Origin of the sequence: Thioalkalivibrio sp. ALJ21 (assembly GCF_000378605.1) — a bacterium.
Classification (GTDB): Bacteria; Pseudomonadota; Gammaproteobacteria; order Ectothiorhodospirales; family Ectothiorhodospiraceae; genus Thioalkalivibrio.
Genome location: NZ_KB905155.1, coordinates 59039 through 73313 on the forward strand (window position 1 = coordinate 59039; position 14275 = coordinate 73313).

Here is a 14275-nt window from a genome sequence, read left to right on the forward strand (position 1 = left end):
CGCGGGTCTCAGTGACCGTCGTGGCCGGCGTACATCGCCTCGATGGCTTCGCTGTAGTGCTCGACGATCACCGGGCGCTTGAGCTTCATGGTCGGGGTCAGCATGCCGTTGTCGACAGACCAGGCCTCGTGCGTTACATGCACATGGCGGATCTTGGCGTAGCCGGGGAAGTCGCGTAGCTGGTACTGGATGCGCTGCAGCAGGGCGCGTTCGGCCTTGCGCGGCAGGCGACCATCGGCCTCGGCTTCGAGATCGTGGTCGCTGGCGAACGAGGCCCAGGCCTCCGGCTCCGGAACGACCAGCGCGGTCAGGAAAGAGCGGTTGTCGCCGACGATCATCACCTGGTCGAACAGCGCATCCAGTGCGATCGCCATCTCCATGTCGGCCGGCGGGACCTTCTCGCCGTTGGTCAGCACCAGGATGTCCTTGATGCGACCGGTGATGAAGACATGCCCGCTGTCGTCGATCCGGGCCTGGTCGCCACTGTGCAGCCAGCCGTCCTCGTCGATGGTCTCGCGGGTGGCCTCCTCGTTCTTCCAGTAGCCGAGCATTACGCAGGGGCTGCGGGTGAGCAGTTCGTCCATCTCGCCAATCTTCACCTCCACCCCGGGCAGCGGCTTGCCGATCGAGGCGGGCAGGTTGTTGTCCGGGGTATTCACGGTGACCACCGGACTGGCCTCGGTCATCCCGTAGCCGTGCAGGACCGGCAGGCCCAGGCCGATGAAGAACTGGGCGATCGGCGGTGGGAGCGGCGCGCCGCCACAGACCGCGAAGCGCAGCTCGCCGCCCAGGCGGTCCAGCACCTTGCGCGCGACGATGCGCTCCAGCAGGGGCCAGAGCAGAAAGCCGGGGGACCAGCCGCCGCGGCCCTGCTGGTGCTCGAAGCGCTTCCAGCCGATGTTGACGGTCGCCTTGAACAGGGCGCGGCCGAGGCCCGATTTCTGTTTCAGGCCGGCCTGGATGCGGCCGTGCACGCGTTCGTAGATGCGCGGCACCGAGATCAGCACGGTGGGGCGCACGTTGACCAGGTCTTCGCCCAGGGCCTGAATGGAGCGCGCGAAGGCGACCTCGGCACCGATCAGCATGGGCATGTACAGCCCGGCGGTGCGCTCCAGCATGTGCGACAGCGGCAGGAACGAGAGAAACCGGTCGGCGGGCGACAGCGGGCCGGCCTGCGAGGAGGCCCAGGCGTTCTCCAGGATGTTGCGGTGCGAGAGGATTACGCCCTTGGGGCGCCCGGTGGTGCCGGAGGTATAGACGATCGTGGCCATGGCCTCCGGGTCAAGATCCGGATAGTGGACATCCGTACCCTCGTGCTGTGCGAGCCAGTCTTCCAGCTCGACTACGCGGTCGTCTTCCGGCTCCGTGTCCTCGCCGCCGATGTTTACGATGCGCCGCAGCGACGGCATGTTCTCGAAGTGCTCGGACAGCCGGCGGCTGTGGGCGCTCTCGCCCAGCAGCAGGATGCGCGCCTGCGTCTGGCCGATGATGTAGGCGACGTTGTCCGGACGGTCATCGGTGTACAGCGGGACCGGGACCAGACCCAGCCCCATCGCGGCCTGGTCGAAGGCGACCCACTCGCGCGAATTGCCGAGCATCAGCGCGACACGCTCGCCGGGCTTTAGGCCCTCCGCGGCCAGTGCAGCCTGCCAGCGATCCACCATTGCGCCCATCTCGCGCCAGGAGGTCTGCTGCCACGCCTCGCGCGCGGTGTTGTAGTGGCGGTAGGCCGGGGCATCCGGTGTCTGTTCGACACGGACACGGAACAGCGAGGGGAGGGTCGGGGCCTGGTCGGGACGGATCGCGGAATCGGACATCGGCGCGTCTCGCAGCTTGGAGTATGTTCGGGACGTTAGAGGACCCGGTCCTGCGCGGCAACCTTGGCGTCTGTGGCGTTCTACAGTCCCAGCGGGTGGGCGGCGGGCCGGTAGGCGACGGCCCCGATCACCAGGCTGATGCCGATCAGCGCGATGATGCCGCCGCCGGCAAGCCCGAAGGCCGGGCCCACGTAGGTCAGGCGGCCGACGCGGGTCGGGCCCAGCCAGCGGCGGGTCCAGTCGCGTGCGGAGACGGCCAGTGTGGCCAGAACGGATACCGTGGCCGCGGTCCCCAGCGACATCGCCAGCACGGCCAGGACACCGGCCCAGGCCAGGCCCAGCGCCGCAGAGACCGCCATAATCAGCACCGCGCCGGAACAGGGGCGGATGCCCACAGCCGCGACCGTGCCCCACCAGGTCCCGCTGTGGTTCGGGTCGACATGATGTGGGGTGCCGCAACCGCAGTGGTCGTCGTGGGTGTGGTGGTCATGGTGGTGATGGCCTGCGTGCTCGTGCCGGGCCTCCGCGCGGGCCTGGGCGTGGGCCTTGTGCAGGCGCCAGGCGTGGCGCAGGGCGCGCAGCATCAGCCAGACCCCCAGTAGGGCGACCAGCGCGAAACTCGCGATCTCGAGAGTGCGGACCTGGCCCAGCGTATCGCGCGCCAGCCAGCCGAGCAGGCCGATCAGCACCCCGACCAGCACGATGGCCGTGACCCCCTGGGCCAGTGCCGAGACGGTGGAGAGCAGGATGCCGCGCTTCAGGTTCTGTGGTTGGGTCAGCAGGTAGGCGCTGATCACGGCCTTGCCGTGGCCCGGGCCGGCCGCGTGGAAGACGCCGTACAGCAGGCTGATCAGGATCAGGGCCCCGGCCGTCTGGGCGGTGGGGGCGTCGCGCAGGGCATGCAGTCCCTGGGTCAGGTCGCGATGCAGCTGGCGCTGGGTTTGCAGCATCCAGGCGGTAACACGCTCCAGTGCCCCGGGCGGATCGGCGAGTGTTTCCGGCACCGGTGCGGTCGCGGTATCCGGCATGGCCTCGCGCTCCTCGGCCTCGCCCGCGGGTGCACCGCCGCCCAGCGGATGGGCCGATTCGCCGGCGTGGGCGCTGAAAACACCCAGCAACAGGAAGAACCCCAAGGCCAGGAGGACCAGGGGGCCCGTGAGGCCGTTCAGTCGATAGGCGGGGGCGACGATCATATCGTTATACTATAACGCTGTCCTGCGGGTGCATCGACCGGTTTTTCGTTCGAATCCTGTGCGAGCGTGCACATCGATCAGTGCTTCGCCTAGTCCGAGGTGTTCCGGCATTGCAGGGTGGCGGTCTCGGCAAAGTAGCGTCCGAGATTGTCGACCGGGCTGCGGTCCTGACGTTCCAGGGTGGCGGCATAGCGCATTAACTGCGGGTCCGGGCGCGCCTCTTCGATCTGCACCTCGCAGCCCTGGCGATTTTCGATATGGACCACGTCGTCCGCGTCATGCAGGACTTCAATCCAGTAGGTCGGGTCGAATACGCGATATGTGAAGCCGTTAGCATTGTCGAGGTCATGTTCGGCCAGTGGCAGGTCGAAGCGCAGATAAAGCCGCCGATCCTCCAGCGATAGCCGGGCGTTTTCCGCCCGGGGTACCGCAAGCTCCGCGTCGTCGTGGCGCAGTTCGGTGAAGTAGTTATAGGCGGCCAGATTTTCCAGCATGCGCTCCGCGACCCGATCCAGCGCCTCGTCGATGCCGATATCGCCGTCCAGGTCCCGGGTCATCTCTTCCAGCAGCATGTGGCTGTAGGTCGGATCGATCAGCCAGGCCTGCTGCATGCGCTCCAGCTGGCCGTTGTCATCGAACACGAGCCCCACGCGCAGGTCGATCCAGGCGTGGGGGTGTGCCAGCGCGAGGCCAGGGATCAGCAACGCCAGGCCCAGCAGGAGTCGCTGGATGAGGCGTCGGGCCATGTTCAGGCGACGCTCCCGCTGCGCTGCCAGCGTGTCCCCTCCGGGGTGTCCTCGAGCTCGATCCCGCGGGCGGTGAGTTCGTCGCGGATGGCGTCGGCGGTGGCGAAGTCGCGGTTCTTGCGCGCGGCCTGCCGGGCGGCGATGCGCTCCTCCACCCAGGCTGAGAGTTCGCCGTCCTCGCCATCGCCCTGGAACCAGGCCGTCGGGTCCTGCTGCAGCAGTCCGAGTAGCCCGGCGCCGGCCATCAGTTCGCCCTTCAGGCGGGCGCGTTCGGCCGGGTCGCTGGCGGCGGCCAGGCCATCGGCGAGGCGGTGCAGAGCGGTGATGCCGCCGGGGGTATTCAGGTCGTCCAGCAGCGCGGTGAACACCGGGGTCTCGGCGGCGTCCACGGGGGGCGGTTCGATATCGGCGTGGTCGCGCAGCACGCGGTAGAGCCCGTTCAGGGCATTGCGCGACTGGTTCAGCGTGTCCTCGGAGAAATTCAGTGGCGCGCGGTAGTGGCGCGACAGCAGCGCCATGCGCAGGACCTCGCCCGGATAGGCCTGCAGCAGGTCGTGCAGCAGCTGGAAGTTGCCCAGCGACTTGGACATCTTCTCGCCGTCGATGGTCACGTGCCCGTTGTGCACCCAGTAACGGGCGTAGTGCGTGCCGTGCTCGGCGCAACCCTCCGCCGCGCAGCCCTGGGCGATCTCGTTTTCGTGGTGGGGGAAGACGAGATCGTGCCCGCCGCCATGGATGTCGATCATCGCGCCCAGGTGGCTGCGGATCATCGCGGTGCATTCGAGGTGCCAGCCGGGGCGGCCATAGCCCCAGGGGCTGTCCCAGCCCGGTTCGCCTTCGGCGGCCGGCTTCCACAGCACGAAGTCGCCGGGGTGGCGCTTGTAGCTGGCGACCTCGACCCGGGCGCCGGCCTGCATGTCCTCCAGCGTGCGCCCGGACAGCGCGCCATAGTCCGGGTAGGAGGTGACGTCGAACAGCACGTGCCCCTCGGCCGGGTAGGCATGGCCGCGCTCGATCAGCCGTTCGATCAGCTCGACCATCGGCTGGATGTGATCGGTGGCGCGCGGCTCGATGGTCGGCGGTAGCGTGCCCAGCTCGGCGATGTCCTCGTGGAAGGCCCGGGTGAAGCGCTCGGTCAGCGCGCCGATCGGTTCGCCGTTCTCCGCCGCGGCCTTGTTGATCTTGTCGTCGACGTCGGTGATGTTGCGTGCGTAGATCACGTGCTCCGGGCCGTACAGCTCGCGCAGTACGCGAAAGAGTACGTCGAATACCACCACTGGGCGGCCATTGCCCACATGCACCCGGTTGTACACGGTGGGGCCGCAGACGTAGAGCGTGACGCGTTCGGGGTCTTGTGGACGAAAGGGCTCGTTGCGTCCGCCAAGCGTGTTGTGCAGGATCAGCTCGCGACCGGGGGTGGCGCTCATTGCGGGTCGTCCTTGTGGCCGTACAGGGTCTCGGGGGCGATCTCCGGATCGCTGGTGATCACGGCCTCGTCGTTGTCGATCTGCACGTAGAAGCAGCTGCGCCGGCCGGTATGGCAGGCGGGGCCGGTCTGATCGACCTTCAGCAGGATGGTGTCGCCGTCGCAGTCCAGGTGCAGGGACTGCAGCTGCTGCACCTGACCCGACTGCTCGCCCTTGCGCCACAGCGCCTGGCGCGAGCGCGAGTAGTAGCACACGCGCCCGGTGCGCAGGGTCTCGTCCAGCGCCTCGCGGTTCATCCAGGCCATCATCAGGACCTCGCCGCTGTCGAACTGCTGGGCGATCGCGGGGATCAGGCCGTCCGGATTGAGCTTGAGTTTTTCCAGCACCTCGGCGGCTGGCTGGCGGGTGTTGCGCGAGGCTTTTTCCAGTGTCTTGAACATGTACGCCGGCATAGCGGAAACCAGCGCCAAGGGTACCATCCCGCGCTCGTGATGAGCAGATCAATACGCGCGGTGAGAGTGCTCATCAGGCGCGCGCGTCGATAGTTCTTGCAACCCCGGTGCGGGTGGTCGATTCTCAGACTAAAGTAGCAATACACAAGCGGGTTTCCGCGCGGGCAGGGGAATGGGTTGGAGCGCGAGGCACGGGATAGGGGCCCATCCACCGGCAAGGCGTTCAGCGCCTGGCGCACGGCCAGCTGGGTGGCGCTGGTCTACCTGGCGGTCGGACTGCTCTGGATCGGGCTATCCGATCAGGCGTTGTTGTGGCTGGTGGATGATGTCCAGGTGCTGGGCTGGCTGCAGACGGTCAAGGGTTTTCTTTATGTCAGCGTGACCGCGGTCGTGCTGTTCCTGCTGCTGTACTGGGTGCTCGCGGCCCGTGACCGGGCCTCGGCCGAAGCGCGCTATCTGACCGAGGTGGTCAATCGCTCGCCGGTGGTCACCATCGAGTGGGCCGCGCGTCCGGGCTGGCCCGTGGTGTATGTCTCCCCGAACGTGCGGCGCTGGGGGATAGAGCCGGAGGCGCTATTGTCCGGTGCGGCCGACTATTCCCAGAGGATTCATCCCGAAGACCGCGAGGCCATCGTCGAGGACGTGTCCCGGCACATGGAGCGCGGGCCGGACGAGTATCTGCAGTACTACCGCCTGGATGTGGGGGGTGGGCGCTGGATCTGGGTCGAGGACCGGACCTGGCTGGAGCGCGGCCGCGCGGGAGAGGTTCGCCGCTTTCACGGCCTGCTGATGGACGTGACCGAACGGGTGCAGGCCGAGCGCAATCTGCGTGACAGCGAGAAGCGCTTTCGCGCCATCTTCGATAATGTGCAGGAGGGTATCCTGCTGCAGGACTTCGAGACGGGCGCCTTTGTCGGGGCGAATGCCGCGGCGCTGGCCATGTATGGCTACGAGCGCGAGGAGATCCTGCGCTGCACCGTCACGGATCTCAGCGCGCGCGAGCCCGGATACGAGGTCGAGCGCCAGCAGGTCCTGATTGACCGCGCCCGGCGGGGCGAGCAGATCGTGTTTGAATGGCGCGCGCGCCACCGCGACGGCCACGTCTTCTGGGTGGAGGCGAACCTGCAGGCGACCGAGATCGCCGACGAGCGCCTGCTGCTGGTGACCCTGCGCAACATCGAGCCGCGCAAGAAGGCCGAGCAGGCCCTGAACCGGCAGATGGACCGCCTGACCCATGCCGAGCGCCATGCGGGCCTGGGTTCCTGGGAATACGTCATCGAGACCGGGCAGCTGTGGTGGTCCGATCATCTGTACGAATTGATGGGCCTCGAACCGCAACGCTATGCGCCCGGCCTGGGCGATGTCTGGGAGGTGCAGTTCGACCCGGATGCGGGCGACGCGGAACAGTTGAAGGAAGTGCTGCAACAGCTTTCCCCGGGCCATGAAGGTATCGGCCGGCGGTTTCGGCTGCTGCGCCACCCGTCACGCGGTACCGAACGCTGGTTCAGCCTGACGGTGGATTCCGTGGCGGAGCGCGACGACGGGCTGCATGCGGTTCAGGGGACCATGCTGGATATTACGGACCTGCAGCAGGCGGAGAGTGAGCTACGTCAATTCAACGCCGAACTGGAGGAGCGGGTGCGCGAGCGTACGGCGGCCCTGGAGGCAGCGAACCAGGAACTGGAATCGTTTTCCTACGCCGTCTCGCACGACCTCAAGGCGCCCTTGCGAGGGATCGACGGTTACAGCCAGCTGCTGGAGGCGGATTACGTCGATTTGCTGGACGCGGAAGGCCAGATGTTCATCCGCAACATCCGGGCCGGGGTCGCGCAGATGAACGAGCTGATCGGTGACCTGCTCGACTACTCGAGGATGGAACGCCGTCCCCTGGAACAACGCGGCGTGCGTCTGCAACCGCTGATCGAGGAGGTGCTCGACGGCCTTGATCCCGCGCTGCGTGAACGTGCCGAGGTGGCCGTCAATATGCCACCGGATCTCGAACTGCAGACCGACCCGGACGGGCTGGGCCTGGCCCTGCGCAACCTGCTCGACAATGCCCTGAAGTTCAGCGCACCGCGCGAAAAGCCGCGCATTGCGGTGACGGCCGAACCTCGGGGCGAGACCCTCCACCTGGCCGTGAGCGACAACGGGATTGGATTCGACATGGCATTCCAGGAACGCATCTTCGAGATCTTCCAGCGCCTGAATCGTGCCGAAGACTATCCGGGTACCGGGGTCGGTCTGGCACTAGTGCGCCGGGCATTGCAGCGTCTTGGGGGCCGCATCGAGTGCGAAGGGCGCCCCGATGCCGGCGCCACCTTCCGACTGGAGCTTCCCCTATGAGTCCGAACGCGCGTCAGCCGGCCATCCTGGTGGTCGAAGACAACCCCGTGGACATCGACCTGATGCAACGGGCCTTTGACCGCCGGAACCTGGCCAATCCGCTGGAGATCGCCCGCGACGGCGAGGAGGCCTTGGCTTGTCTGCAGCGCTGGGAGTCCGGCGAGCAGGAACCACCCGCCGTGATACTGCTGGATATCAAGCTCCCGAAGATCAGTGGCCTGGAGGTATTGCGCGCGGTGCGATCGCACCCGGAGTTCGGGCGTATCCCGGTGGTGATGCTGACCTCGTCCAGCGAGGATCGCGATATCCATACCGCCTACGATGCCGGGGCCAACTCCTACATCGTGAAGCCGGTCGACTTCACGAAGTTCATGGAGGTCGCCGAACACGTCGAACTGTACTGGTGTCTGCTGAACCAGCACCCACGCTGACGCCCTGACGGAATCCCCCCTATGCATGTACTCGTGGTCGAAGACCAGGCTGCCGATGCCGATCTGCAGCGCCGTTCCATCGAGCGCGGCGTCCCTTCGGCTCAGGTCGTCGTGGCGGACACCCTCGCAGGGGCGCGCGAAGCACTGGCAGACCAGACGTTCGATTGTGCGCTGGTGGACCTGCGTCTGCCGGATGGCAACGGGCTGGATCTGGTGGCCGAGCTGCGCGACCAGGGGCGCCCCGAGGCGGTGATCGTCCTGACCGGGCATGGCGAGCAGGAGACCGTGATCGCTGCCTTTCGCTCCGGGGCGGACGACTACCTGACCAAGGCCGAAGGCTATCTCGAGCGACTGCCCACGCGCATCGTCGATGCGCGCTCGCACCGTGATCTGCGCGTGGCGGACCCGCGCGAGCCGCTGGCAGTCCTGTATGTCGAACACAACGAGTTCGATATCGGCCTGGCGCGTCGCGAGCTGGCGCGGCGCGCCCCGAATATCCACCTCACGGTGCAACGTACGGCGGAGGCCGCCCTGGAGGTCCTGCCGAGTTCGCCGGAGGAACCACTGGCGCTGGACCTGCTGCTGGTCGACTATCGTCTGCCCGCGATGGACGGTCTGGAGCTGGCGCGTATCGTCCGCCATGAACGCGGACTGGATCTGCCCGTCGTGCTGCTGACCGGGCAGGGCACCGAGGAACTGGCCGCCCGGGCCCTGCGTATGGGCGTCGACGATTACGTGCTGAAAAGCGAGGGGTACCTCAAGGGCCTGCCCGCCGTACTCGACCAGGTCCATGTGCACGCCCGCCTGCGCCGCGAGCGTGCCGCCCTGGCCGCGAGTGAGCGGCGCTACCGCGAGGTGATTGATCAGGCGGGCAATGTCTTTTTTCATCTGGACCAGCAGGGGCGCTGGGTCTTTGTCAATCCCGCCTGGTCCGAGATCACCGGGTTTGTGCTGGAACAGACCCTGGGGCGGCCGCTGGTCGATTTCGTGGTGGCGGAAGACCGGGGGCGCGTCGGCGAGCTTGTTCGCGAGGTATTGGAGACCGGCGAGACACGCGGCATCGGCGATGTGCGTCTGCAAAGTCGTGAAGGTGGCATTCGCTGGTGCGAACTGCGACTGCGCGCTCGGCAGTCCGAGCGGGACGAGCGGCCATTCACCGGCACGCTGATCGACGTCACCGAACGCGTGCGCAACCAGCGTATTCAGGAGATCCGGGCGAACATCCTGGACCGGATCGCCACGGGCGAGCGTGATCCCGCACTGCTGGAGGATCTGGTGCTGGGGCTGGAGTCCCTGAATCCGGACCTGCACGGCTGTGTGATGCTGCTGGATGCGGATGGGGACCAGCTGGTCGGCGCGGCTGGTCCGCGCATACCCGAGAGCCTGCGGTCGGTGACCAGCCCCATCCCGGTGGCGGATGGGGTCGGGTCCTGCGGCACCGCGGCCTGGTCCGGCGAGCCGGTGCTGGTCGAGGATACGCAGTCGCACCCCTACTGGGCCGGGCTGGAAGAGGCGACGGCGCAGGCCGGGTTTCGAGCCTGCTGGTCGTTTCCCTTTCGCGACGCCGATGGCTACGTACTGGGGACGTTTGCGGTCTACCTGGCCGATGCGCGACTGCCGCGTCCGGAGGAACGCGATCAGCTCGAGGAGTTTGCGCGTCTGGCCGCGCTGGCGGTGCAGAAGCTGCGCGCCTGGCAAGCGCTGGAACAGCGCGAGCGGTCACTGGAGGCTGCTGCGGGCCTGAGCCTGAACCTGCTGCGCAATGAAAACCCGTCGGTCGTGATGAGCCGCCTGCTGGGCGAGCTGGGCCGGGTTACGGGCGCTGATCGTACCTACGTGATGATGGATGCCGGCTCCGATTCCGAGCGCGAGACCCTGGAGCAGCATCGGTTCTTCTGGGTGAACCCCGAGGGGGAGCCTCCGATCCGTCCACCCAGCCTGCGCCACCTGAGCCTCGAGTCCGTGCTGCCTCAGTGGGACGAGCGTCTGCGGGCCGGGGAGATTATTCAGGCCCGGATCGTTGACCTGCCGGATGGCGAGCGGGAACTGTTCGAATCGGTTCAGACCCGGGCATTGCTCCTGGCGCCGTTGTTTGTGCGCGGGGAGTATCGGGGGTTCGTCGGTCTGGACCGTGTACGCCAGGGGCGAATCTGGGGCGCCGCCGACGAGCACATGGTCCGTATCGTCGCCGCGAACCTCGGGGCCGCCCTGGAGCGTCGTCGCGCGCTGACCGGGCTGCGCCGGCTGGCGGCCGTGTTCCAGAGTACCCGCGACGGGATCCTGATCACCGACCTGTCGGCCCGCATCGTCGCGGTCAACCCGGCCTTTAGCGAGATTACGGGGTTTTCCGAGCACGACGCCCTGGGCCGAAATCCCCGCTTTCTGAAGTCGGGGCGGCACGACGCCGAGTTCTACCAGGAGATGTGGGCGAGCCTGGTGGCCACCGGGCACTGGCAGGGCGAGGTCTGGAACCGCCGTTCCACCGGCGAGACCGACCCGCAGTGGCTGAGCCTGGATGTGGTGCGCGACGAGGGCGGTGAGCCGCAGTACTACGCAGGGGTACTGACCGACCTCTCCGCGCTCAAGCGCTCCCAGAACGAACTGGAATATCTCGCCCAGCATGACTCGCTGACCGACCTGCCCAACCGCAGCCAGTTGCAGACATTGCTGGGGCGCGCACTCGAGCGGGCGCGCGCGGAGCGGCGCGGTCTGGCCGTTCTCTGCCTGGACCTGGACCGGTTCAAGACGCTGAACGACAGCCTCGGGCATTCGGTCGGCGATCGGGTGTTGCTGGAGGTCGCGCGGCGCCTGGCCGATGTGCTGGAAAGCCCGGACCTGCTCGGACGACTGGGTGGGGACGAGTTCCTTGCGGTCCTCGAGTCCGCCGACACGCACGAACTGGCAGAGGAAAGAGCCCGGGCACTGCTCGAGGTGCTGCAGCGCCCGTTCGTGCTGGACGACGGGCAGGTGGTCTACGTCAACGCCAGCATCGGTGTCAGCCGCTTCCCGGGAGATGGCGATACGGTGGTGGACCTGATGCAACATGCCGACGCGGCGATGTACCAGGCCAAGGCGCTGGGACGCGAGACCTGGAGCTTTTATACCGAGGACCTGACCCAGGCGGCCGCCGAGCGGCTGGATCTGGAGAATCGCCTGCGTCATGCCCTGAACGAGGAGAATGACGGGCTGGCGGTGCATTTTCAGCCGCAGGTCCGGCTGGTCGATGGCCGGGTTACGGGGGTGGAGGCCCTGGTGCGCTGGCGTACCGGGTCGGGCGAGAGTATCCGTCCGGATCGCTTTATTCCGATCGCGGAGGAGACTGGGCTGGTGGTCCCGCTTGGCGAATGGGTGCTGCGCGAGGCCTGCCGCCAGGGTCGCCGGTTGCTCGACGAGGTGAGCCCGGACCTGGTGATGTCGGTCAATCTGTCCCCGGTGCAGCTGCGGCGTGGCAACCTGGTGGAGCAGGTCGCCATGATCCTGGAGGAAACGGGATTTCCCGCCCGTCAGTTGGAGTTCGAGATTACCGAGACTGGTCTGATGCAGCAGGGGGATCAGGCCGTCACGCGACTCAAGGCATTGAAATCGCTGGGCGTGCGGGTGGCCATCGATGACTTTGGTACCGGGTATTCGTCGCTCGCCGTGCTGCAGACCTTCCCGCTGGATGTGCTGAAGATCGACCGCAGCTTCGTTGACGGTGTGGATCGGATGGACGAAGAGGGGACCGATCGGCTGATCGCATCGACCATCATCGCGATGGCGCGCAACCTGCAGCTGGAGGTCGTCGCTGAAGGCGTGGAGAACGAGGCGCAGGCCCGCTTTCTGATCGAGCATGGCTGCGAGTTCGGCCAGGGCTACCTGTACAGCCCCGCACTGCCGCCCAAGCAACTGCTGGAGTGGGCCGCACGGCGAGTGACCTCGCCCGTTTGAGGCGACGTCAGGCTCGCGCTCGCGGGTTGCGTGCGTACAATGGCGGGCTGTTTACCCGTTCGCCGGAGCTGTCGTTATGTCGTCCCAGCCGCATCCTACCGCCATGCGTTCCCTGATCTTCCACGGCCTGACCCCGGGGCCGCGGCTGATCGTGCTGGGGGCGGTGCATGGCAACGAGACCTGCGGCACGCAGGCGGCCGAGCGGCTGCATGACGAGCTGGAGCGCGGCGAGCGGCGCCTGCAGTGCGGGACGCTGACGCTGGTCCCGCGCACGAATCCGCTGGCCTACCAGCTGGGGCAGCGCATGGGCGAGCGCAACCTGAACCGCAACCTGCGCGTGACCGAGGACCCGCAGGACTTCGAGGACCGCATCGCCAACGTACTGTGCCCGCTGCTGGCGGCGCACGACGTCCTGCTGGATCTGCACTCGTTTCATACCGGCGGCCAGCCGTTCATCATGCTTGGCCCGCGGAACAACGAGGGCGGGCTGGAGGGCTTTACCCGTGCCCGCGAGGAAGAGGCCCTGGCCGCCTGTCTGGGCCCGAGGCGCATGGTCGAGGGCTGGCTGGATACCTACGCGCGTGGGGTCGCCCGGCGCATGAAAAACCCGAACGCCAGCCACCGCGCGCAGATGCTCTCCACCGACCCCAGCTACGGCATCGGCACCACCGAGTACATGCGCTCGCAGGGCGGCTACGGGGTGACGCTGGAATGCGGCCAGCACGACGACCCGCAGGCCCCGGTGGTCGCCTACAACGCGATCCTCAATACCCTGGCCCACCTCGGCATGATCGAGGCCCCGGCCACGCCCGGGCAGGATGATCCGGAGGTCCTGCGCCTGGTCGAGGTGATCGACCGCGACCACCCCGATGACCGGTTCGTGCGCGAGTGGAAGAGCTTCGATCCCCTGCACGAGGGTGACGTGATCGGTGTTCGCGCGGACGGGACCGAAGTGAAGGCCCCGGCCGACGGTTTCATTGTGTTCCCCAACCCCAACTCGCTGCCGGGCAACGAATGGTTTTATCGCGCCGAGTTCAGTGATCGCCGCGTGATCTGACCTCCCGTGGAGTTCGTCTTCTCCGGCGTTGCCGCGCTACTTTTTGCGGCCGGGTTTTTCGCCGGTGCCTTGAATGCCCTGGCCGGGGGCGGCAGTTTTCTGACCCTGCCGGCCCTGATGGCCGTGGGTGTCCCGCCGGTGGCGGCCAACGCCACCGGGACCGCCGCATTGCTGCCCGGGTATGCGGCCAGCCTGCTCGTCGATCACCGTCGTCTGCGCATCCTGGGGCGGGATCTGGGCATGCGCCTGCTGGCGCTGTTCCTGGTCGTGGGGGCGCTGGGCGGGGCGCTGGGCGCGGCCCTGCTCCTGCTGACGGGGGACGCGCGTTTTCGGGCCTTCATCCCCTGGTTGCTGTTGCTGGCGACACTGCTGTTTGCGCTGGGCCCGTGGCTGCAGCGCCGCGCGGCCCATGCGGCCCGTCCGGCACTGGCCCGGGTGGCAGGCGCGGGGCTTGGCTGTGTCTACGGTGGCTATTTCAACGGCGGGGTCGGCATCCTGCTGCTGGCGATTCTGCTGGGACAGGGCATGGTCGACCTGGCACAGGCCAATGCCTTGAAGAACCTGCTCTCCACGGTGCTGACGCTGATTGCCGTCGTGGTGTTTGTAGCGGGCGGGCAGGTGGTCGCGACCGGGCTGCTGGCCGTCGGGGCCGGGGCCATTCTCGGCGCCCGGGTCGGGATTGGGCTACTGGGGGTTCTGCCCGAACCGTGGTACCGGCATCTGGTCACGCTGGTGGGTGCCGGCACCACGGTGCTTTTCTTCGTCGATCCGGTCTGGCTGGGGTAGTTCTCTGGCGTTGGGTTGATGCAATTCGCGGTGCTCATTGCATCCTGCGGTCATCCGTGAACCGCAAGACACAAGGATGCGATGAGCGCAGCGAAT

Annotated in this window: 10 protein-coding genes; 5 read left to right on the forward strand and 5 right to left on the reverse strand. The window is 67.2% G+C overall.

Annotation, left to right across the window (positions count from 1 at the left end; all coding sequences use genetic code 11):
- Positions 1 to 8: 8 nt before the first annotated feature.
- The 5 genes from F579_RS0100280 to hisI all read right to left on the reverse strand — a co-directional run bounded on the left by F579_RS0100280 (position 9) and on the right by hisI (position 5623).
- A complete protein-coding gene (locus tag F579_RS0100280) occupies positions 9 to 1817 on the reverse strand; it encodes a long-chain fatty acid--CoA ligase (protein ID WP_018174716.1) in 1809 nt (602 codons plus the stop codon).
- Between the two features lie 80 nt (positions 1818 to 1897).
- On the reverse strand, positions 1898 to 3010 hold the full coding sequence (locus tag F579_RS0100285) for a nickel/cobalt transporter (protein WP_019024774.1): 1113 nt from the start codon (positions 3008 to 3010) through the stop codon (positions 1898 to 1900).
- Positions 3011 to 3099: 89 nt separating this feature from the next.
- The gene (locus F579_RS0100290) at positions 3100 to 3756 is read right to left on the reverse strand and encodes a DUF1007 family protein (protein WP_019024773.1); all 657 of its coding nucleotides are present in this window, start codon (positions 3754 to 3756) and stop codon (positions 3100 to 3102) included.
- Between the two features lie 2 nt (positions 3757 to 3758).
- On the reverse strand, positions 3759 to 5183 hold the full coding sequence (cysS, locus tag F579_RS0100295; RefSeq protein ID WP_019024772.1) for a cysteine--tRNA ligase: 1425 nt from the start codon (positions 5181 to 5183) through the stop codon (positions 3759 to 3761).
- A complete protein-coding gene (gene hisI / locus F579_RS0100300; protein ID WP_026301087.1) occupies positions 5180 to 5623 on the reverse strand; it encodes a phosphoribosyl-AMP cyclohydrolase in 444 nt (147 codons plus the stop codon). Before hisI ends, cysS begins: the two co-directional genes overlap by 4 nt.
- A 267-nt stretch (positions 5624 to 5890) precedes the next feature.
- On the opposite strand from hisI, the gene F579_RS0100305 reads away from it, so the two are divergent.
- The 5 genes from F579_RS0100305 to F579_RS0100325 all read left to right on the forward strand — a co-directional run bounded on the left by F579_RS0100305 (position 5891) and on the right by F579_RS0100325 (position 14179).
- On the forward strand, positions 5891 to 7978 hold the full coding sequence (locus tag F579_RS0100305) for a PAS domain S-box protein (RefSeq protein WP_026301086.1): 2088 nt from the start codon (positions 5891 to 5893) through the stop codon (positions 7976 to 7978).
- On the forward strand, positions 7975 to 8409 hold the full coding sequence (locus tag F579_RS0100310; protein WP_019024769.1) for a response regulator: 435 nt from the start codon (positions 7975 to 7977) through the stop codon (positions 8407 to 8409). The genes F579_RS0100305 and F579_RS0100310 overlap by 4 nt, the downstream gene beginning before the upstream one ends.
- Positions 8410 to 8430: 21 nt before the next feature.
- On the forward strand, positions 8431 to 12336 hold the full coding sequence (locus F579_RS0100315) for an EAL domain-containing protein (protein WP_019024768.1): 3906 nt from the start codon (positions 8431 to 8433) through the stop codon (positions 12334 to 12336).
- Between the two features lie 76 nt (positions 12337 to 12412).
- Complete coding sequence (locus F579_RS0100320; RefSeq protein WP_019024767.1) at positions 12413 to 13393, forward strand: M14 family metallopeptidase; 981 nt, start codon at positions 12413 to 12415, stop codon at positions 13391 to 13393.
- A gap of 6 nt (positions 13394 to 13399) precedes the next feature.
- On the forward strand, positions 13400 to 14179 hold the full coding sequence (locus F579_RS0100325; RefSeq protein ID WP_019024766.1) for a sulfite exporter TauE/SafE family protein: 780 nt from the start codon (positions 13400 to 13402) through the stop codon (positions 14177 to 14179).
- The last annotated feature ends 96 nt before the right edge of the window (positions 14180 to 14275 follow it).

Coding starts and splice junctions, on each gene's coding strand:
- F579_RS0100280 (WP_018174716.1), bottom strand. CDS start 1,817: ATGTCCGATTCCGCGATCCGTCCCGACCAGGCCCCGACCCTCCCCTCG.
- F579_RS0100285 (WP_019024774.1), bottom strand. CDS start 3,010: ATGATCGTCGCCCCCGCCTATCGACTGAACGGCCTCACGGGCCCCCTG.
- F579_RS0100290 (WP_019024773.1), bottom strand. CDS start 3,756: ATGGCCCGACGCCTCATCCAGCGACTCCTGCTGGGCCTGGCGTTGCTG.
- cysS (WP_019024772.1), bottom strand. CDS start 5,183: ATGAGCGCCACCCCCGGTCGCGAGCTGATCCTGCACAACACGCTTGGC.
- hisI (WP_026301087.1), bottom strand. CDS start 5,623: ATGTTCAAGACACTGGAAAAAGCCTCGCGCAACACCCGCCAGCCAGCC.
- F579_RS0100310 (WP_019024769.1), top strand. CDS start 7,975: ATGAGTCCGAACGCGCGTCAGCCGGCCATCCTGGTGGTCGAAGACAAC.
- F579_RS0100315 (WP_019024768.1), top strand. CDS start 8,431: ATGCATGTACTCGTGGTCGAAGACCAGGCTGCCGATGCCGATCTGCAG.
- F579_RS0100320 (WP_019024767.1), top strand. CDS start 12,413: ATGTCGTCCCAGCCGCATCCTACCGCCATGCGTTCCCTGATCTTCCAC.